19 protein-coding genes are annotated in these 19,724 nt (G+C 68.6%); 9 read left to right on the forward strand and 10 right to left on the reverse strand.

Going from position 1 to position 19,724, the window contains the following annotated elements:
- The first annotated feature begins 110 nt into the window (after positions 1-110).
- Together EPL04_RS12040 and EPL04_RS12045 are read left to right on the forward strand one after the other, a co-directional pair.
- Positions 111-749 carry a hypothetical protein gene (locus tag EPL04_RS12040; protein ID WP_134671598.1) on the forward strand — a complete coding sequence of 213 codons (639 nt, stop codon included), beginning with the start codon at positions 111-113 and terminating at the stop codon, positions 747-749.
- A 50-nt stretch (positions 750-799) separates the two neighbouring features.
- A complete protein-coding gene (locus tag EPL04_RS12045; RefSeq protein ID WP_134671630.1) occupies positions 800-1,378 on the forward strand; it encodes a hypothetical protein in 579 nt (192 codons plus the stop codon).
- 34 nt (positions 1,379-1,412) lie between these two features.
- Here the strand turns inward: EPL04_RS12045 and EPL04_RS12050 are convergent, their stop codons facing one another.
- On the reverse strand, positions 1,413-2,945 hold the full coding sequence (locus EPL04_RS12050; RefSeq protein WP_134671599.1) for a M81 family metallopeptidase: 1,533 nt from the start codon (positions 2,943-2,945) through the stop codon (positions 1,413-1,415).
- 78 nt (positions 2,946-3,023) lie between these two features.
- Here EPL04_RS12050 and EPL04_RS12055 point away from each other — a divergent pair, with 78 nt between their 5' ends.
- Entirely contained in the window at positions 3,024-3,266 is a 243-nt protein-coding gene (locus EPL04_RS12055; RefSeq protein WP_134671600.1) for a hypothetical protein, read from the forward strand.
- A gap of 42 nt (positions 3,267-3,308) precedes the next feature.
- On the opposite strand, the gene EPL04_RS12060 is transcribed toward EPL04_RS12055, so the two are convergent.
- From EPL04_RS12060 to EPL04_RS12075, 4 genes are all read right to left on the reverse strand, one after another.
- Positions 3,309-4,649 carry an amidohydrolase gene (locus EPL04_RS12060; protein ID WP_134671601.1) on the reverse strand — a complete coding sequence of 447 codons (1,341 nt, stop codon included), beginning with the start codon at positions 4,647-4,649 and terminating at the stop codon, positions 3,309-3,311.
- Positions 4,646-5,674, reverse strand: coding sequence for a threonine ammonia-lyase (locus tag EPL04_RS12065; protein ID WP_134671602.1), 1,029 nt, complete (start codon positions 5,672-5,674; stop codon positions 4,646-4,648). Before EPL04_RS12065 ends, EPL04_RS12060 begins: the two co-directional genes overlap by 4 nt.
- A gap of 100 nt (positions 5,675-5,774) precedes the next feature.
- Positions 5,775-6,758 carry a permease gene (locus EPL04_RS12070; RefSeq protein WP_134671603.1) on the reverse strand — a complete coding sequence of 328 codons (984 nt, stop codon included), beginning with the start codon at positions 6,756-6,758 and terminating at the stop codon, positions 5,775-5,777.
- A complete protein-coding gene (locus tag EPL04_RS12075) occupies positions 6,755-7,144 on the reverse strand; it encodes an ArsR/SmtB family transcription factor (RefSeq protein ID WP_134671604.1) in 390 nt (129 codons plus the stop codon). The genes EPL04_RS12070 and EPL04_RS12075 overlap by 4 nt, the downstream gene beginning before the upstream one ends.
- Before the next feature lie 132 nt (positions 7,145-7,276).
- On the opposite strand from EPL04_RS12075, the gene arsN2 reads away from it, so the two are divergent.
- From arsN2 to EPL04_RS12090, 3 genes are all read left to right on the forward strand, one after another.
- Positions 7,277-7,723, forward strand: a complete 447-nt coding sequence (gene arsN2, locus EPL04_RS12080) for an arsenic resistance N-acetyltransferase ArsN2 (RefSeq protein WP_134671605.1) — start codon at positions 7,277-7,279, stop codon at positions 7,721-7,723.
- On the forward strand, positions 7,720-8,322 hold the full coding sequence (locus EPL04_RS12085) for a GNAT family N-acetyltransferase (protein WP_134671606.1): 603 nt from the start codon (positions 7,720-7,722) through the stop codon (positions 8,320-8,322). The genes arsN2 and EPL04_RS12085 overlap by 4 nt, the downstream gene beginning before the upstream one ends.
- A 64-nt stretch (positions 8,323-8,386) precedes the next feature.
- Complete coding sequence (locus EPL04_RS12090) at positions 8,387-9,847, forward strand: metallopeptidase TldD-related protein (protein ID WP_134671607.1); 1,461 nt, start codon at positions 8,387-8,389, stop codon at positions 9,845-9,847.
- Here EPL04_RS12090 and EPL04_RS12095 read toward each other — a convergent pair.
- From EPL04_RS12095 to EPL04_RS12115, 5 genes are all read right to left on the reverse strand, one after another.
- Positions 9,844-10,941 (reverse strand): ABC transporter ATP-binding protein, encoded by a 1,098-nt coding sequence (locus EPL04_RS12095; protein ID WP_134671608.1) that lies wholly within the window; start codon positions 10,939-10,941, stop codon positions 9,844-9,846. The genes EPL04_RS12090 and EPL04_RS12095 overlap by 4 nt on opposite strands.
- A 1-nt stretch (position 10,942) precedes the next feature.
- A complete protein-coding gene (locus tag EPL04_RS12100; protein ID WP_134671609.1) occupies positions 10,943-11,980 on the reverse strand; it encodes an ABC transporter ATP-binding protein in 1,038 nt (345 codons plus the stop codon).
- Positions 11,977-12,957 carry an ABC transporter permease gene (locus tag EPL04_RS12105; RefSeq protein WP_134671610.1) on the reverse strand — a complete coding sequence of 327 codons (981 nt, stop codon included), beginning with the start codon at positions 12,955-12,957 and terminating at the stop codon, positions 11,977-11,979. The genes EPL04_RS12100 and EPL04_RS12105 overlap by 4 nt, the downstream gene beginning before the upstream one ends.
- A gap of 4 nt (positions 12,958-12,961) precedes the next feature.
- Positions 12,962-13,939 (reverse strand): ABC transporter permease, encoded by a 978-nt coding sequence (locus tag EPL04_RS12110; RefSeq protein ID WP_134671611.1) that lies wholly within the window; start codon positions 13,937-13,939, stop codon positions 12,962-12,964.
- Positions 13,940-14,006: 67 nt separating this feature from the next.
- Positions 14,007-15,725, reverse strand: coding sequence for an ABC transporter substrate-binding protein (locus EPL04_RS12115; RefSeq protein WP_209019616.1), 1,719 nt, complete (start codon positions 15,723-15,725; stop codon positions 14,007-14,009).
- Positions 15,726-16,024: 299 nt separating this feature from the next.
- On the opposite strand from EPL04_RS12115, the gene EPL04_RS12120 reads away from it, so the two are divergent.
- From EPL04_RS12120 to EPL04_RS12130, 3 genes are all read left to right on the forward strand, one after another.
- A complete protein-coding gene (locus EPL04_RS12120) occupies positions 16,025-17,377 on the forward strand; it encodes a M28 family metallopeptidase (RefSeq protein WP_134671612.1) in 1,353 nt (450 codons plus the stop codon).
- A 129-nt stretch (positions 17,378-17,506) separates the two neighbouring features.
- Positions 17,507-19,222, forward strand: a complete 1,716-nt coding sequence (locus EPL04_RS12125) for a thiamine pyrophosphate-binding protein (protein WP_134671613.1) — start codon at positions 17,507-17,509, stop codon at positions 19,220-19,222.
- A 49-nt stretch (positions 19,223-19,271) separates the two neighbouring features.
- Positions 19,272-19,724, forward strand: a complete 453-nt coding sequence (locus EPL04_RS12130) for a hypothetical protein (RefSeq protein ID WP_134671614.1) — start codon at positions 19,272-19,274, stop codon at positions 19,722-19,724.

Here is a 19,724-nt window from a genome sequence, read left to right on the forward strand (position 1 = left end):
GGTCGGGCAAAAAATGTGATCCCCGGACCGAGCGCGTCGACCGAGTCCGGCGCCGCCGCGGTGGGCACATCGCCGGACTTATGGCTCGATTCCGTCTCTACTCGAAAGCAATGAGCGATCGGGGGCGGGAAGCCGAGGACAGCCCGCGAGCCGACCTCGAGGACGCGCTCCAGGGGCTCTTTCGGGACGGGACGATCAACGCCGCGCTCGCGTGGGTTGTAGTCTGCGTCCTCGCGGTCGTGTTCGCCGACAGCGTGCTCGAAGTCGACTACCAGTGGATACTGTTCGTCGGCTTCGTCGGGGCCGTCGTCCTCTTGCCGCCGGTCGCGTACCGCGACTGGCGGGTGATGCTCCCGTGGGAACTGCTCGTGGTCGCGACGCTGCCGATTCTGGTCCGCGGGCTCGTCGGCGGGAGCGTCGGTACCTTCGCCACCTACCTCGCGCTCGCGGCGCTCGCGTTGCTCGTCATCGTCGAACTCCACATGTTCACCGCGCTGGAGGTCACCCACTGGTTCGCCGTCGTGCTCGTGGTTATGACCACGATGGCGGCAGTCGCGGCCTGGACGGTGTTCCGGTGGAACGCAGACCGGTTTCTCAGGACGGCGTACCTCGCCGACAACGAGGCGCTGATGACCGAGTGGCTGTACGTCACGCTGGCCGGCGTCGCCGCGGGCGTGCTGTTCGACGGCTACTTCAGACGGCGCGACCGCCGGCTCTGGCGGGCGATCAAACGGACGGTGAGACGGTGACCCCGTTACCGCGACCGTCGCTCCGGAACCAGCGGCGACTCACTCGCGGGATGCAGGTCGTGCTGGTCGGACTCGTCGGCTACGGCGGCCTGACCGGCCAGCCCAAGCCGATCGTCAACGGCCTCCTCGCCCTGGTGGTCACGTTCCTGCCCGCGGCGTTCGAGCGCAACTACGATCTCCCGCTGGACCCGTGGCTCGGCCTCTGGATCACGACCGCGGTGCTGTTGCACACGCTCGGGTCGGCCGGCTTCTACGCCCGGATCGGCTGGTGGGACCACCTCACCCACGCGATGTCGGCCTCGCTCCTCGCGGCGGTCGGGTACACGACCGCCAGAGCCATCGACCTCCACAGCGACGACATCCACATCCCGCGGCGGTTCTTCTCGGTCTACATCTTCGTGGTGGTGCTTTCGTTCGGCGTCGCCTGGGAGCTGTTCGAGTTCGGCCTCGACGCCCTCGCCGACGCGACCGGGCGCACCATGCCGCTGGCCCAGCACGGGCTCGACGATACGGTTCGGGACGCGATGTTCAACTCGCTCGGCGCCCTGCTGGTCGCGGTCTTCGGACAGGCCCACCTGACCGGGGTCGCCGAGTCGGTTCGCGAGCGGTTTTTCGCGGGCGACCGGTAGACCGACGACCGGCGAGGTCGACCCGCCGACGGACTCAGTACCAGTCGGGGTAGTCGTCGGCGGCCATCTCGTCGAGGGGGAACACCGGCCGGTCGATGCGCCGGTAGTCGTACTGGTGGGGGTCGAACGCCGCCACGCCCGGGCTGTTGACCGTGATGATCTCGCTCGCGAACGGCTCGTAGCTCGCCCGGTAGTGGTTGTTCGACTTGACCGCGATCACGTCGAGGCGCTCAGGCGCGACCCCGACGTGGCGCCAGATTTCGGCGTCGAGGGGCTGGATCCGCTTTTCGGTCAGGACGACCGAGACGCCGTCCTCGCGGCCACACCGGAACAGCACGGTCCGCCCGAGGTGGTTCTCGGTGCCGGTCGCCATCGGGCCGGTGTTGCGGAACTCGCCGTCGGTGATCGCCGCGACGTAGCCGTCGACGTCGCCGATCGGCGGGGTGAACGAGCCGTCGGCCCGGCCCCCGAGCGAGACGGTGACTCGCTCGCCGACGCCCGCGTCGAGGCAGGCCGCGACCGCCTCGGGGTCGGCCAGCAGCGCCATGCCGGCGTTGGTCGCGCCGCGGTCGACGAGTTCGCGCAGGATCGCGGTCTCGTCGCCGGTCCCGCCGCCGCCGGGGTTGTCGCCGCTGTCCGCGAGCACGACCGGGCCGGCCTCGGGGTCGGCGACCGCCTCGCTCCGGAGCGCCCGTCCGACCGCGTCGTGGGGGTCGGGGAACTCGCCGACGAACGCCTCGCGCATCTCCCAGAGCTCGGCCGCGAGGTCGCGGGCGGCCCACTCGGCGGCCGAGGCGTCGTCGGCGACCGACACGACCGAACACCCCATCGCGGGCACGTCGGCCTTGTGGAAGCCGGGGAAGACGTTGACCTTCGCGACGCCGTCCCGGCCCTCGAATCGGCGGGCGGTCGCCATCACCTCCGCCATCGGCCCCGACCGGGTGTTCTGGAGCGGGCCGTACGGCAACATCGGGGGGCGCTCGATCCGCATCGAGAGCTCGCGGTCGTCCCGAAGCAGGTCGACGAGCAGTTCGGTCGCGCGCCGGCCGGTCTCGGCGGTGTCGACGTGGGGGTAGGTCTCGAACGCGACCAGCGCGTCGGCGGCGGCCACCATCTCGTCGGTGACGTTGGCGTGGAGGTCGAGGGTGGCGACCACCGGCACGTCGGGGCCGACCGCCTCCCGGACCGCCGAGAGGAGCGGCCCCTCGCCGTCGGTGCCGTCCTCGGGGACCATCGCGCCGTGGAGCGAGAGCACGACGCCGTCGAGGTCCGCGGCGTTCGACCGGACCGTCGAGAGGATCTCCTCGACGTAGAAGTCGTAGGCGTCGGCGGTGACGATCCCGCCCGGCGTGGCGGCCGCCGCGACGCTCGCCACGAGGTCGAGATCGCGATCCTCGGCGGCGTCCACGACGCCGCCGACCGTCGTGTTGGTCCCCCGAAGCGCGTCGAGTAGCGCCGCGCCGACGTACTCTCGGCGGTCGGCGAACGCCGCCCGGTCGGTCGGCCGGGCCGCGAACGTGTTGGTCTCGTGGGAGAACTCCCCCACGACGACCGTCTCGTCGGTCATGCACGTCAGTTAGACGGGCGGCGACATAAGTCCGGAGAAAGGCGAACTTTGATACGCGAGGCCCCGGAAGCCCGGGGTATGGACGACCGTCGGGTGCCCCGGCAGGGATGGGCGAAGATGACGCTCGGGCTCTCGATTCTGTTCGCCGTCGGCGCGTTCGCCTACTTCTCGCTGGCCGGGACGCCGCTCAGAGGCGCGGCCCTCGGGGTGCTCGTCATCGTGGCCGGCTACTGGGAGTACAAGCGAAAGCTTCAGGACGAGCGGACCGCCCGCAAGTACGAGGCCGAGGCCGAAGAGCAGCGCCGAAAGAACCAGCGGTAGAGCCGGGTCACCGCGCGACGGCGACCGAAGCGGCCGGAGACGTTACGCCGAGCCGTCGGGGCCGGCGCGTCCGAGGGGATCGCGTTCGAACGCCGCCAGCACCGCGTCGGTCAGCACGTCGACAGCGATCGGGATGGTGGCCTCGTCGACGTCGAACGTCGCGGTGTGGTGACCGGTCGGGTGGTCGGTGCCCACGATGGCGTAGGCGGCCGCCCCGCCGTTCTGCTGGACCGCGTCCATCAGGAAGGTGGCGTCCTCGCTCGCGCCGAAGGGGGCCGACTCGATCGGGTCGGTGACGTCGGCGTGGCCCGACGCGGCCTCGTGGACCAGCCCCGCGAGTTCGGGGTCGCTGTCGGCCCGGGGCGCCTGTCCCTCGACGGTGATCTCGACCTCGCAGTCGTGCATCTCGGCGGCGCCCCGAACCGCCCGCTCGAAGCGCTCGCGGGTGTACTCCATCAGTTCGGTGGTCTCCCCGCGGACCTCGGCCTCGGCGTCGACGCGCTCGGCGACGATGTTCGAGGCGGTCCCGCCCGCGACCTTCCCGATGTTCACCCGGGTCGCGCCGTCCTCGTGGCGCGGGATCGCGTAGGCGTTCTCGATGGCGGTGCCGAGCGCCTGCATCGCGTTGCGGCCCTCGTTTGGCGCGAGACCGGCGTGGGCCGACTCGCCCCGGAATTCGAGGTCGAAACTGGTGACCGCGAGCGGCTCGACCATCCCGGCCACCACCTCGCCGGTGGGGTGGTTGAGCCCGACGTGGAGCGCGAACAGGTAGTCGACGTCCGCGATATGGGGGCCTTTGGCCATCGGGCGCGCGCCGCCGGCCTTCTCCTCGGCGGGCTGGAAGAACACCTTGAACGTCCCCGAAAAGTCGCTGTCTTTGATCGCTTCGAGCACCGCGAGCCCGACCGTCATGTGGGCGTCGTGACCGCAGGCGTGCATCACGCCCTCGTTCTCCGATCGGAACCCCTCGGCGGCCGGGACGTGGTCGTCGGCGGTCGATTCGGCCCGGATCAGCCCGTCGATGTCGACCCGGAGCGCGACCGTCGGGCCCTCGCCCCGATCGAGCACCGCGACCGCGCCGGTACAGTCGTCCAGCCGGTCGAGGCGGTCGGGGTCCGCGCCCCGGTCGCGGGCCGCCTCGCGCCACTCGACGAGTTCGTCGTCGTCGGGGACCGCGATGCGCTCGTCGGGCGCCATCGCGTCGCGGCCGACGAACAGGTCGTCGACGCCGATCCCCTCGATCTCCTCGACGAGCTTGCAGGTGGTGTGAAACTCCCGCCACGCGGGCTCGGGGTAGCGGTGAAACTCCCGTCGGAGCGCCGAGAGGCGCTCGCGGACGGGCGTCCGGCCGGCCGCGGAGTCGGGGTCGGCGGCGTCGCTCATCGATCCCCCTCCAGCGCCGCGACCAGTTTGTCCGCCGCGACGTTCCGGCCCGTGACCGGGATCACGACCGTCTGGCCCGCGAGATCCTCGCCGGCCCGGAGCGCGGCGGCGATGCCCGCGCCCGTCGCGCCCTCGACGGTGAGGTTGTCCTCGCGGAACGTCGCCCTCACGGCGTCCCAGATCTCCTCGTCGGTGACGGTTTCGAGGTCGTCGAGTCGGTCGCACATCACGTCCATCGTGAGCGCGAACGGGACGTGGGAGGCGATCCCCTCGGCGGTCGTGTCGGTGCCGTCGCCGGGTTCGAGGTGGCCCTCGTGGAACCCACGGTAGACCGCGTCGGCGCCCGCGGCCTGCACGCCCACGATTCGAGCGTCGGCGATCGCGCCGAGCGTGAGACAGTAGCCAGCCGCGCCGCTCCCGCCGCCGACCGGGCAGTACACCGCGTCGACGTCGGGGAGTTCGTCGAGCACTTCGAGGCCGGCGGTGCCGACGCCCGCGATCAGGTCGGGCTCGTTCGCCGAGTGAACGTAGCGGTAGCCCTCCTCGGCGGCTCGCTGTTCGGCCCACTCGCGGGCGACGTCGTAGCTCGCGCCCCGCTCAAGGACGGTCGCGCCGAGCCGCTCCATCGACCGGACCTTGCCCGGGTTGGGGTCGTCGGGGACCGCGATGGTGACCGGCACGTCGAAGGTCCGGCCGGCGTAGGCGACCGACTGGCCGTGGTTGCCCGTGCTGGCCGCGATGAGCCCGCGCTCGCGAAACTCCTCGTCGAGGCGGGCGCCGAGCGTCACCCCGCCCCGGACCTTGAACGCGCCGGTCGGGAGGGTGTCCTCGCGCTTGAGGTACACGTCGGCGTCGAGCTCCGCCGAGAGGTACTCGCTGCGGACCAGCGGCGTCTTCGGCAGGTGGTCTCGCACGGTCGGGCGGGCCTCGTAGACGTCTCTCGTCGTCGGCGGCGTGAGGTCGTGGTACGGAAACACCGTCGTGGCGTCGGGCGATTCGACGGGTTCGTATGCGGCCTGTGTCATAGTACCACATCTGTCGCACGGGGCCATGAAGGTTGACCTTGGGGGCCCGGACTGCCGGGGCCCGCCGTCCCGTCCGGCCGGAGGATCGCGATCGACGGTCTCAGAGCCCGACTGCGTTGAACAACAGCCCGACCCCGATCCCGGTGGCGACGACCGTCGCGGCGTAGGCGGCCAGCAGGGTCCGGTCGAACAGCTTGTTGAGCAACACGAGGTTCGGGACGCTGACGCCCGCGCTCCCGACCACGAACGCCAGCACGGTGCCGATGGGGATGCCCTGCGCGGCGAACGACGCCGCGATCGGGAGCATCGCGCTCATGCTCACGTAGATCGGCGCCCCCGCGACCGCCGCGATGGGGACCGCCACGGGGTTGTCGGGGCCGATGACGCTCCGGAGGAGTTCGGCCGGCACGAACCCGTGGACGATGGCTCCGAGCGTCATCCCGAGCAGGAGGTACGGGAGCAGGTCGACGAAGAACTCCCGGGCGCCGGTCGCGGCCCGCCGGACCCGCTCGCGGTGAGACGCCGGGGCGGGCCGGTCGGCGCCACAGCCACAGGTCTCGCAGTCGGCGGCCGCCTCGCCCGTCGAGACCCCACCGTCGGTCGCGGCCCGCGGGGAGTCGGCCGCGAGCAGATCGACGTCCTTGAGGTGGTCCTCGAGCCCGAGACGACCGATTGCGAGCCCGAAGACGATCGCCGCGACCAGCGTGACCGCGACGTAGACGGCCGCGATCCGGAGTCCGAACAGCCCGACCAACAGCAGGACCGCGAGTTCGTTGACGAGCGGCGAGGCGAGCAGAAAGGAGAACGCCAGCCCGAGCGGCGCGCCCGCGCTCAGCAGGCCGGCGAGTACCGGCACCGTCGAACACGAACAGAACGGCGTGACCGCGCCGATGCCGGCCGCCGCGACGTTCCCCGCCCCGCCGTCGTGGCGCCCGAGGATGGCCTCGACTCGCTCGGGGGGCAGGTACTCCTGTAGCAGGCCGACCAGAAACGCGCCGCCGACGAACAGCGGGACGAGCATCACCCCGAGGTGGACGAAAAAGTCCCACGCGGCCGCGAGGTCGCCCGCGAGCGCCCCGGTCATCCCTCACCCCGGAGCGCGACCGCCAGATCGAGCACGTCCATCACCGCGGCGTCGGCGATGCGGTAGTAGTTCCACTTGCCCTTCTTGCGACTCGTGACCAGCCCGGCGTCCCGGAGCTTCCGGAGGTGAGTCGCGACCGTCGACTGGGGCGCCTCGACCAGCACCATCAGCTCGCAGCCACACCGCTCGCCGTCCCGGAGCGCATCGAGGATCCGGAGTCGGTCCTCGTTGGCGAGCGCCCGGAACACGGGGTACTGGGCCTCGACGGCGGCCTCGTCGGGACCGTTCGCCAACAGCGCTCGGATCTCTTCGTCGGGGTCGTCGTACAGCCGTTCGAGCGTCTCGCGGGCTTCGCCGGTCGGCGCCGAGTCGCCGGTTCCACTCATATCGAGCTAGCACGATTCGTATTCGGATAAAGGTTTGCCACGACCACGTTCTAGTTCCTATATTCTGATTTCGGTCCTAGAAACGCTGTTACACGCCAAACTTTTACATCGTATCAGATCGATTCGTTCTGCATGGCGACCGACATCTGCATCCGGCCGGCCGACCCCGCCGAGCGCGGGTACGCCGAGTCGCTGCTGGCGGCCAACGACCTGCCAGTCGAAGACCTCCCCGAAGACCTCGAGTGGCTCTACTGCTGTGAGGTCGACGGCGAGCGCGTCGGCGTCGGCGGCCTCCAGCGTCGGGGCGACCACGCGCTGGTGCGCTCGGTGGCGATCGCGGAGTCGGCCCGCGGCGAGGGGTACGGCCGCGCGCTCTGGGACCGACTGCTCGCCGAGGCCGCCGACGAGGGCGTCGAGAGCGTCTACTTGCTCACGACCACGGCGTCGGGGTTTTTCTCGTCGCTGGGTTTCGAGCGCGTCGAACGCGAGTCGGCGCCCGAGTCGCTGAGAGAGACCTCCGAGTTCGCCGATCTCTGTCCCGACGCCGCGGTCTGCATGCGCCGGGAGGTCGACCCGTGAGACTCCGGTTCGCGACCCCCGACGACGCGGCGGCGGTCCGGGCGATCTACGCCCCCGTCGTCCGCGAGACCGCGATTTCGTTCGCCGAGACGCCCCCGAGCGTCGCCGACCTCCGAGCGCAGATCGCGGGCGATCGGTACCCGTGGCTGGTCTGCGAAGCCGAGGAAGGCGACGCCGAGCCGAACGCCGTGGTCGGGTTCGCCAAGGCCGGCCCGCACAAAGACAGGGCGGCCTACCGGTGGGCGGTCGACGTCTCTGCGTACGTCCAGGAGGGCTGGCGCGGTCGGGGCGTCGGGACTGGACTCTACGAGGCGCTGTTAGAGACGCTGGCCGCCCAGCGGTTCCACCTCGCGGTGGCGGTGATCGCGCTCCCGAACCCCGCGAGCGTCGGACTCCACGAGTCGAAGGGGTTCGAGCGAGTCGGGACCTTCGAAGCGGTCGGGTACAAGCGCGGAGAGTGGCGCGACGTGGGGTTGTGGCAACTGTCGCTCGCCGACCGGCCGGCCGACCCCGACGAGCCGCGTCCGGTGTCGGCGGTGTGCGACGTCGACCGGGTCGGGGCCGCGCTCGACCGCGGCGCCGCGAGCGTCGACCGGTGAGCCCGACCGATATCGTCGCCCCGTAGCGGGGGTTTCATGTGTGGTGGTTCCGTACCACGCGTCCATGACCGACGAACGGGAAGCCGCGTTGGACGCGATGGACTGGCTGTTGGACTACCTCGAAAGCGACGAGCGAGTGGCGTACGCCGAGGTCGGGGGCGTCTACAAGGAGAAGACCGACGCCGTCGTGACCGGCGACGGCCCCCGGGAAACCGTCGCGTTCACCGAGACCGGCGCGTGGGTCCGGGTGTTCGCCGACGGCGCGGCCGACTACCGGTACACGACGAGCCTCGACGAGGAGAGCCTACAGGACGAGGCCGACCGCGCGATCCGGAGCGGCGAGGTGCTCGCCCAAGAGGACCCCGGCCGCTTCGACGCCTACACGACCCATCGGGGCGTTCACGGCGGCTGGGCGACCGAGGGAATCGGCGGCGTCGACCTCGACACCAAGGTCGGCGTCGTTCAGGACGGGCTGGCGGCCACCGACGACCTCGATCTCAGCCGGACGTGGGTCAACTACGCCGACGCCCACCTCGAGGAGTCGGTCGGCACCACCACCGGGAGCACGATCCGGACGACCCTCGACCGAGCGCAGGTGACCGCCAGCCTCACGCTCGAAGACGGACCGAAGGTACGCCGCCACGCCGGCTCGACCGACGGCACGGCGTTCCTCGACGAACTCCCCGAGGTGTTCGCGGCGGCCGCCGACGACGCCCGGGCGCTGGCAGTCGCCGAGCCGGCCGATCCGCCGACCGGCCAGACGACGCTCGCGCTGAGCCCGCAGGCCGCCGGCCAGCTGTTCCACTTCGTCTCTCACTACCTCGAAGCCGACACCGACTACATGGGGATGAGTCCCTACGCGGTCGGCGACGAAATCGGGCCGGAAGGCCTCGACATCGAGGACACCGTCCACGCCGGCGGGTGGGGCTCGCGGGCCTACGACGCCGAGGTCCGGCCCACCACGCCGACCCGACTCGTGCGGGACGGCCGAGTCGAGCGCCGACTCCACAACACGACCAGCGCGGCCGAACAGGAGACGTACCCGACCGGCAACGCGGTCCCGAGTCTGGGTCGCCAACAGCCCCCTCGCATCCACGCCCGCCACCTCGAAGTCGGGGCCGGCGACGCCGACCCGGCGCAGTTGCGAGCCGACGCGGACGTGTACGTAGAGCGGTTCGGCGCCCCGTACCTGCGCGACGAGTACGAGCGCGTCCAGCGGTCGGGGGTGTTCCCCGCGAGCGTCTCGTACGCCAGAGACGTCGAGCGGAAAGTCGACGAACGGCCCGACTGTGGCTCCGCGGAGTTCCCGCTCGCGGAGGCCTACCGGCTCGAAGACGGCGACCGCGCCGGGCGGATCGAGAGCGCGGCGCTCGACTACGTCCCCGAGGCGCTCGAAACGATCTCGGCGCTCGGCGCGGCCCGGGAGACGGTCACCGGAGTCTGTGAGAAACACAAGTCCCAGCTTCCGTTCTCGGTGACGGCGCCGGGGGTCCGGCTGGAAGCGACGGTCGGGGAGAAGAACTAGTCGTCGGCGGGCGCCGACTCGGTGTCGTCGCTCGCGTCTGTCGCCGCCGAGCGGCCCTCTAACTCCTCGTAGGGGTCGTAGCCTTCCGCGCTCTCGAAGAGATGACAGGCGATGTCCTGATCGGCGTCGACGTCGGCCTTCTGTTCGAGCGGCGGGACGACCTTGTCACAGACCTCGCCCATGTGCTTGGGACACCGGTCTTTGAACCGACAGCCGGTCGGAATGTCGATCACGTCGCCGACCTCGCCCTGAAGCTCGACGCGCTCGCGGCCCACGTCCGGGTCCGGGACCGGCACCGCATTGATGAGCGCCTGCGTGTAGGGGTGTTGGGGGTTCTCGATGATCTGATCGGTCGGCCCCTTCTCGACGATCTTGCCCATGTACATGATCGCGAGCCGGTCGCACATGTGCCGGAGCAACGAGAGGTCGTGGCTGATGTAGACGACCGAGAGGCCGAACTCCTCGGTCATCCGGTCGAGCAGCGACAGCACGCCCGCCCGGAGGCTCACGTCGAGCATCGACACCGGCTCGTCGGCGACGATGAAGTCGGGATCGAGCACGAGCGCCCGAGCGATCGCGACCCGCTGGCGCTGGCCGCCCGACAGCTCGTGGGGGTACTGGTCGAAGTACTGCTCGGCGGGTTCGAGCTCCGCGAACTCGAGGGCGCGCTGGACCCGGGCGGTCTCGTTGCGGATGTCGTGGATCCGGAGCGGCTCGGCGACGATGTCGTACACCGTCATCCGAGGATTCAGGCTCTCGAACGGGTCCTGGAAGATCATCTGGGCGTTCTGTCGGAACTCCTTGAGCTCCGCGTCGCTGGCCTCCGAGAGCCGCTTGTCGTCGTACTCGATGTCGCCGGCAGTCGGCTCGTGGAGCTTCACCAGCGACATGCCGGTCGTGGTCTTGCCACAGCCCGACTCGCCGGCCAGTCCGAGGGTCTCGCCCTCTCGGAGCTCGAAGCTGACGCCGTCGACCGCGTGGACGTAGTCGGGCTCGCCGCCCGAGACCGACTGGAGCAGGCTCGCGATCCAGCCCTCGTTGACCTTGAAGTGTTTCTTGAGGTTGTCGACCTCGAGGAGCACGTCGTCGCTCATCTCAGTCACCTCCGGCCTCCTGTGCCGCGGCGGTCTGGTTCCACGTCTTGGGATCGTCGGCGTACGGCCGGAGCTCGCTGTCGATCTCGTCGGCGTAGTGGCAGTACGAGCGGAGACCGTTGTTGTGGTGGGCCTCGGGCTCTTCCTCGCGGCACTTGTCGGTCGCCATCGGACACCGTTCGGCGAACCGACAGCCCTGGGGCGGGTCGATCAGTTCGGGCGGGTAGCCCGAGATCGACAGCAGGTCCTGATCCTGCATCCGGATGTTGGGGAACGCCCGCTTGAGCCCGATGGTGTAGGGGTGGTACGGCTGATTGAAGATCTCCTCGACCGGACCCTCCTCGGCGATCTTCCCGGCGTACATCACGATGACGCGGTCGCACGTCTCGGCGACGACGCTCACGTCGTGGGTGATGACCAGCATCGAGGAGTTGATCTCCTCTTGGATCGAGCCGATACGCTTGAGGATCTGGTCCTGCATGATCACGTCGAGGGCGGTCGTCGGCTCGTCGGCCAGCATCAGCGACGGTTCGAGCGCGAGCGCCATCGCGATCATGGCGCGCTGGCGCATCCCGCCCGAGAACTGGTGGGGGTAGTCGTCGGCCCGGTCGGGGTCCAGTCCCACGAGTTCGAACATCTCGGTCACGATCTCGTTGGACTCGACCCGGCCGGTGCCGGGCCGGTGGGTCTCGATGGCCTCCACGATCTGCTCGCGGATGGTGTACACCGGGTCGAGCGAGTTCATCGCCGACTGGGCGATCATCGAGATCTCCTCCCACTTGAGGCGGCGACGCTCCGGACCGGACAGCTCCGTGAGGTCGTCGCCCTTGAAGTTGATGCTGCCGCCGTTGACGTAGCCGGCGTCGGGCAGGATGCCGATGATCGCCTTGGCGAGGGTGGTCTTCCCGCACCCGGACTCGCCGACGATGCCGAGGTTCTCGCCCTGTTCGAGTTCGAACGAGACGCCGTCGACTGCCTGTGCCGGACCGTCTTCGGTTTCGTAGTAGACTTCGAGGTCTTCGACTTCGAGTTGACTCATTGTAGCTTGGGGTTGGTTATCTCTTCGTAGCCGCGGCCGATGAGGAAGCCGCTAATCACCAGCAGTCCGATGCAGATGCCCGGCGGCACGAACCACCACCAGGCGCCAAACTGCAGCGCCGAGTACGCCCGCGAGGCCTGGAGCATCGTGCCCCACGAGACCGTGTTGGGGTCGCCAAGTCCGATGAACGAGACGCCCGCCTCCGCCAGGATCGCCCACGCGATGCCGAACGAACCGTAGAGGAACGTCAGCGGCAGGACGTTGGGCGCCAGATGCCTGCTGATGATGTGCCAGTCGCCCGCGCCCGCGACTTCTGCGGCCTTCACGAACGGCCGTTCGCGAAGCGACAGCGATTGGGACCGGATGACGCGGGCGGTCGAGCGCCACTGGAGGATGATCAGCGCGAAGATGATGTTCCAGAGGTTCGGGCCCAGCACCGCGACGAGCACGATGACCGTCGGGAGCAGGGGCATCCCGTACAGGAAGTCGACCAGCCGCATCAGCGCGTCGTCGACCTTCCCGCCGTAGTAGCCCGCGACCAGCCCGACGAGCGTCCCGATGCCCGCGGTGAACACCGCCGCGATGAGTCCGACCATCAGCGCCGCGCGCGTCCCGTAGACGAGCTGGCTGAAGATGTCGAACCCTTCGGCGGTCGTCCCGAGGATGTAGCCGCTATCGGCCCCGAGGATCGACGGCTCGGCCCACTTGTCGATGAGGATCTCGGCCTCGCCCTGGTACTGGCGGGTGAGCGGTTCGTGAGTCGCGATGAACGGCGCGAAGATGCCGATGAGCACGAACGCCGCGACGGTAATCAGCGAGAGCTTGACCGACAGCTCGTCGGTCAGTTTCCCCCAGTGGTCGCGAAGCGTCTCGCGCCAGAGCCGAAACGTGCGTTGCCACTTGTTGATCTCCTCGTCGGACGTGCCGTCGTCGAGGTCGGTGAATATCGACCGACCGGTTTGTTCTTCTTGTGCCATTGTTCTAGTCGTAGGTCACCCGCGGATCGAGGTAGCCGTAGGCCAGGTCCGCGAGGAAGTTCAGGATGATGATGGTCGCCGCCAGCACCATGAACGTCCCCTGGGCGACCGGGAAGTCCCGGCGCAGGACCGCCCGGACCATCTCGCGGCCGATCCCGGGCCACGCGAACACCGTCTCGATCAGGACGCTCCCGCCGACCGCGTAGCCCAGCGCGATGGCCGCGGCGGTCACGATCGGAAGCAGGGCGTTGCGCGCGGCGTGCTTGAACATGATGGTGCGTTCTTTGAGCCCCTTGGCCCGGCACACGTCGATGAAGTCCTCCGAGAGGACTTCGAGCATGCTCGACCGCATGATCAACAGCGGGTAGCCCATGTAGTAGAATCCGAGCACTGCGGCCGGTGCCGCGAGGTGATGGAGGAAGTCCAGCGAGAACACCATCTGCCAGAAGCCGGCGTTTTGCGTCCCGAGGCTGGTCATCCCGCTCATCGGGATGACGCCCAGGCCCGCCCCGAAGATCCAGAGCACGATCAGTCCGACGTAGAACGTCGGGACGCTCCGGGCGGTCAGCGCGGTGATGACGGTACTGCGTTCGAACCGGGAGCCGCGGTACCAGCCCGACAACACGCCGAGGGTGATACCGATGGCGTAGGCGACGATGAACGCCGTGAGCATGAGCACGAGCGTGTTCGGAAGATACGTCGCGATGACCTGCTTGACCGGCTGGTTCGAGTGGAACGACTGGCCGAACTCCAGTTGGACCAAGTTCTCCATGAACTTGATGTACTGGATGTGCATCGGCTCGTCGAGCCCGTAGCTCGCGATGATTTTCTGGCGAGCTTCCTGAGTCATCTGTGACGAGACAACGTACGACGTCGGGTCCCCGGGCATCAGCCGGAACAGGCTAAACAGCACCGTCCCGACCGCCCAGAACGTCACGACGAGCTGGAGCGAGCGCCGTATAACAAAGCTAGCTTTTCCCATGTTACTAAGTCACGTTATTCTCTGTGTTTCTGCTTAAAAACTCTATCGGGAGCGCGGTGCTCCTCGGTTATTCGCTGGGCGCCTGGATGAGGCCGTCGTCGTTCCAGGTGTAGCCGGCCTCTTCGAGTCGACTCCGCGCGGCGTCGGTGCTCTCCTCGTAGCGGGTCACGTCCTCGGTGTGGAGCGGACCGAACGCCTCGGAGACGATGTTGAAGCCGACGTCCGGGAAGCCAAACAGGATCTGCTCGACGATGGGCGTCCGCGGGATAGCCTCGACCAGCGCCTTCCGCATCTGCTTGTCGTCGAGACCCTCTTGGCGCACGTTCGACGTGAACATCCAGAACGTCGGGGCGACCTGGAACGTGGTCCCGATGTTCTCGTTGTCCTGGTTCTCGTTGAGACTGCGGTCGATCCGGCCGAACGGCTCGTAGTTGAGGTCGCCGTTGATGAGGTTCTCCCACACCGTCGACGCCTCGGGGATGACCCGCCAGAAGCGCTTCTCGAAGCTGACGGGCGCGAAGTGGTCGTCGAACTTCGCGAGCCCGAACTCGCTGCCTTGCTCCCAGTAGTCGAACTTCATGGGACCGCTGCCGACCGGCTCCTGAATGTTCGCCTGACTCGGGTTCTCCCGGCCCTCCCACTTGTGCTTGGGGATGATCGGGACGAGATTCGCGACCGCGAGGTTGAACGGACCGAGCGGCTCGGACATGTTGATCCGGACCGTCTCCTCGTCGACGACCTCGGCGTTGTCGATGTACTGGGACTGCGTGGAGTACAGCGGCACCTCGTTGTCGTTGATGTAGTTGTACGTGAACGCGACGTCCTCGGCGGTGAGGTCCTCGCCGTCGTGCCACGAGTGGTCCGTCCGGATGGTGTACTCCATCGTGGTCTCGTCGACGCGCTCCCAGTCCGTCGCCAGGCTGACCTCGGGGTCAGGCTCGGCGTTGTTGTTGAGTTGGACCAGGTAGTCGTACATCATGTTGAACTGGTAGACGTGCTTGCTCTCGTCGTTGTGACCAAGCACGTTCATCGTCGAGAGCGTCTCGGGCCAGTAGCCCTTGAGGGTGTCCTCGCCGTTCTTCATCTCCAGGTTGATCATCGTCCAGTAGGAGTTGAAGCCGTTGGCGAGGTCGGCCTGCCAGTTGCCCACCTGGTTGTTGTTGTAAATCGCCGCCTGGGGCATGTGGGTGATGGGCATCGTCGGCACGTCGTCCATCAGCGTCTTCTGGATCTCGTGTGCCTGGTCGATCCGGGTGTCGGCGTCGGGCTCGGCGAGGTAGCTCGCCATCATGTCGTCGAGCTCGGAGTTCTCGTAGCCCGAGTAGTTGCCCTGACCCGGATCGGTGTTGCTGGAGTTGAACAGGTTGTTCAGCTCGGTCACCGGCTCCGAGACGAAGAAGGTGTGCCACGTCGCGAAGCTGTAATCGTACTCCTCGGAGACGCGGCTGTACAGCGTCCCCCACTCGAGCACGTCGACCTCCATGTCCAGCCCGAGCTCGTCGCCGAACTGGCTCGCGATGAGGTTGATCGCGTCGTGTCTCGGGGGATTGTACGCCTGAGCGTTGTTGACGTACGTGTACGTGGGGAGGGTCTCGCCTTCGCCGCCACCGGATTCCTCGGTGGTCTCGGTGTCCATCCCGCCGGAGTCTTCGGTGGTCTCTTCGGTCGTGGTCTCTTCCTGACCGCCGCCGGAACAGCCCGCGAGCGCGGTCATACCGACCACGCCGGCCCCGGTCGTTGCCTTCAGGAAGTCGCGCCGTTTCACATCATTGCCTGGCTTCGCCATGGAACATGGCATCGTTAAACAAGCGAGTATATAAAACTACTGTTAATCCCAGATTGAGGCTGTTTAATGGAAACGGAACTTGCAGTCTCTATGACATATCGGTCGTAAATTCCGATAGCGGGGACCGGTTTAATCGAGTGCGTTCCGACCGGGTGACAATCCGGACACAGTTCGGTTCGCCGACAGGCGGCGGGGATTCTTATGCGGGGGCTCGGCCGCCCCGGTCGCTACCCGGGTCGGGCTTCCGGAAACCAAACCCCCATGTAGATGGTCCGCAAATCGGCGATTGAACTCACACGATGCCAACAGTACCCACAGATCTCGTCGGCGACGCGTACACAAGCACCCACTCGTGGGACCTGCTCTGTGATCTCGTCGACATCGACAACAGGATGGCCGGACAGCGAGGCGAGGCGGAGGGAGCCGAACTCGTCCGGGACGCCTTCGAGAGCCACGGCCTCCGCGAGGCCGAGATAACCGAGTTCGACATTCCGGGATGGTGGCGCGGGGAGTGTTCGCTCACCGCCGAACCCGACCGGACCCACACCTTCGACGAGCGCTACCAGTTGGTCGAACTCCCCGGTACGCCCAGCGGCGAGATCGAAGCCGAGATCGTCGACGTGGGCCACGGCCTCCCCGCGGACTTCGCGGAGGCGGACCTCGAAGGGAAGATCGCGATGGCGTCGAGTCTGACGCCGGACGACCACGACCGGTGGATCCACCGGGCCGAGAAGTACTACGCGGCCGCCGAGGCCGGCGCCGCCGGCTTCCTCTTCAGGAACCACATCGAGGGGTGTCTCCCGCCGACCGGTTCGATCGGCGAGGACGACGGTCCCGGCCCGATCCCGGCGGTCGGCGTCTCGAAGGAGGTCGGCGACCGGCTCGTCCGGTACTGCGAGGACGGCCCGATCGAGGCCAGCCTCTCCGTCGAGTGTCGAAACGAGCCCGCCCAGTCGCGGAACGTCGAAGCGGTGATCGGCCCGGACACCGACGAGGAGGTGCTTTTCACCGCGCACGTCGACGCCCACGACGTGGGCGAGGGCGCGAACGACAACGGCGTCGGCACGGTCCTCGTCTCGGAGGTCGGCCGGCTCCTCTCCCGGATCGAAGACGACCTCGAAACCAAGGTCAGGCTCCTGGTCTTCGGCGCCGAGGAAGTCGGACTGTTCGGCGCCTACCACTGGGTCGAGACCCACGACGCCGACCGGGTGAAGTGCATCGTCAACGTCGACGGCGCGGGCTACTCCCGGAACCTCGCGGTGTACACCCACGGCTTCGACCCCATCGGCGAGGCCTTCCGGGAGGTCAGCGACGAGCTCGCGGTGCCGATCGAGGTCCACGACGACATCCGACCCCACAGCGATCACTGGCCGTTCGTGCAGGAGGGAATCGCGGGCTCGCAGGCCCGCTCGACCTCCGAGGGAAGCGGGCGCGGGTGGGGCCACACCCACGGCGACACCCTCGATAAGCTCGATCTGCGGGACCTCCGAGACCTCGCGGTCGGGCTCGCGGGCGGCGTCTGCAAGCTCGCGGAGGCAGACCGCGAGGTCGACCACAAGCCCGTCTCGGAGATTCGGGAGGCGACGATCGAACAGGGCTACGAGGAGGGGATGCGAAACACCGGCGACTGGCCGTTCGACGACGCGGCGTAGGCCCGCACTCGCCGACTCACTCGTTCTGGAACGACCGACAAGCAAAAGTTGCCGGGACCTGTCGGTTTCAGCAGTGATACCGATGCCCACGCCATCGCGAACGGGCCCGCGAGCCGGGAGGCGTCGCCGGTGACCGAGACCAGCGAGGCGCTGGTCGCCCACCTCGAATCGCTCGGCGTCGAGTACGTCTTTGGCTACCCCGGCGGCCGGGTCATCGAACTGTTCGACGCGCTCCCCGAGACCGACGTGGACGTGGTCCGGCCGCGCGACGAGCGCGAGGCCAGCGTGATGGCGGAGATGTACGGCCGGCTCACCCAGCGGCCGGGCGTACTCGCGGGCCAGGGGCCGTGGATCGGGAGTCTCGGCGCCATCGGCCAGATGGAGGCCCGGCTGTCGTCGTCGCCGATGGTCGTGCTGACCGAGGCCTCCGAGCGCGGAGACTACTCGACGCTGGCGCCCTACCAGCAGGCCCGCGGCGACTACGGCGGGCTGAACCTCCCGAAGATCCTCGACGGCGTGACCAAAGAACACTGGTTCCCCCGGTCGCCGACCGAGACGCTCCGGAGCGTCCAGTTGGCGTTCAAGCACGCCACCGCGGGCCGACCCGGGCCGACCGCGGTGATCCTCGACGGCACCGCGATCACCGAGGAGGTACCCGAGGATCCGGTCCCGCCCGTCTGGGACGCCGACGAGCAGGTCCGCAACTGGGACGCCGCGCCGACCGACGGCGACGTAACGACCGCGGCGCGCGCGCTCGCCGACGCCGACCGGCCGGTGATCGTGTCGGGCAACGGCGTTCACGCCGCACAGGCGTACGACGAACTCCGGGCCGCGGCGGCGGCCTACGGCGCCCCGGTCGTCACTTCCTATCTCGGCAAGTCGACGATCCCGGAGACACACGACCTCGCGGCTGGGGTCATCGGCTCGTTCGGCCACGAGGGGGCGAACCGAGTGGTGAGCGACGCCGACGCCCTGCTCGTGGTCGGCTGTCGGTTGAACCCGATGGATACGAACTGGCAGGCGCCGTCGTTCGTCCGGCCCGACGAGCAGACCATCGTCCACGCCGACGTCGACACCCGCAACGCCGGGTGGGTCTACCCCGCGGACGTCGGACTCATCGGCGACGCCTCCGAAAGTCTTCGCGCGCTCGCGAACGCGTGCGGGCGCGAAGGCGTAGCGGTGGGCGGCGACGGCTGGGCGCGCGAACGGGCCGCGACGGCCCGCGAGTCGTTCTCGGCGCCGGCCTGCGAGAGCGACGCCTCGCCGATCAAGCCCCAGCGCGCCGTCAAGGAGATCGAGGCGGTGGTCGACGAGGAGACCATCGTGACCGCCGACTCGGGCAACAACCGGTTCTGGCTGTTGAACTACCTCCAGACGCCCGGCGTCCGGACGTACTTCGGGTCGGGCGGAGTCGGCGGGATGGGGTGGGCGACGCCCGCGGCCGTCTCGGCCGCGATCACGACCGACCGGGACGTGATCGGCGTCGCGGGCGACGGCGGGTTCGCGATGACGATGACGAACGTCGAGGTCGCGGTCGAACAGGGGGTCGCGCCAACGTTCGTCGTGCTCAACGACACCAGCCTCGGGATGGTCCGCCAGATGCAGGCCGCCGAGGGCGACATCGCGGGCGTGGAGTTCCACGACACCGACTTCGTGACGGTCGCGGCGGGGTTCGGTGCGGACGGGATCCGGGCGACCACGCCCGAGGAACTGGCGACGGCGCTCCGCGACGCGAAGGCGAACGACGTGCCGACGGTCGTCGACGTTCGGATCGACCGCGAGGTCGAGATGGCCGACCGGCTCCGGTCGTCGTTCTACGAGGAGGTCGGCGGCCTCCACGAGTGACGCCCGAAACCGTCAGTCCCTTCACCACGCCCTGTCTCGGATCGGAGTAATGGACTCGGAGTTCCCCTCGCCGATCCACCTCGTCGCGGGACACCTCGCGCTCGTGACGGCGGTGATCCACGTCTCGCTCGGGCTGTACAACTGGTTCCGGTGGGCGCGGGCGGGCTTTCTGCTCCCGCGCGATCTCCGGTGGCCGCTGTTTGCGGTGTCCGGGATCGCGATCGTCGCCGGAATGGTCCTCGCCGCCCAGGGGTGGCCCCGCCGGCCGCTGTACCTCGGGGGCATCGGCCTGATGGTGGTGTACGTGCTCGGCTACTTCGGCTGGCATCTGAGCGGCCACCGGCCGCTCTTTTTCCTCGGACAGGGCTCGACCCACGACGTGGCGGTCGTTCCGTTCGTCGTCGAGCACCTGTTCGCCGGACCGCTGGAGTTTCTCGCCATCGTCTCGGAGGTCGGGCTCGCAATCGTGTTGACCTACCTCCTGTTCGCCGAATCGGAGTGA

The organism is Halorussus marinus (genome assembly GCF_004521895.1).
In the GTDB taxonomy this organism is placed as follows: domain Archaea; phylum Halobacteriota; class Halobacteria; order Halobacteriales; family Haladaptataceae; genus Halorussus; species Halorussus marinus.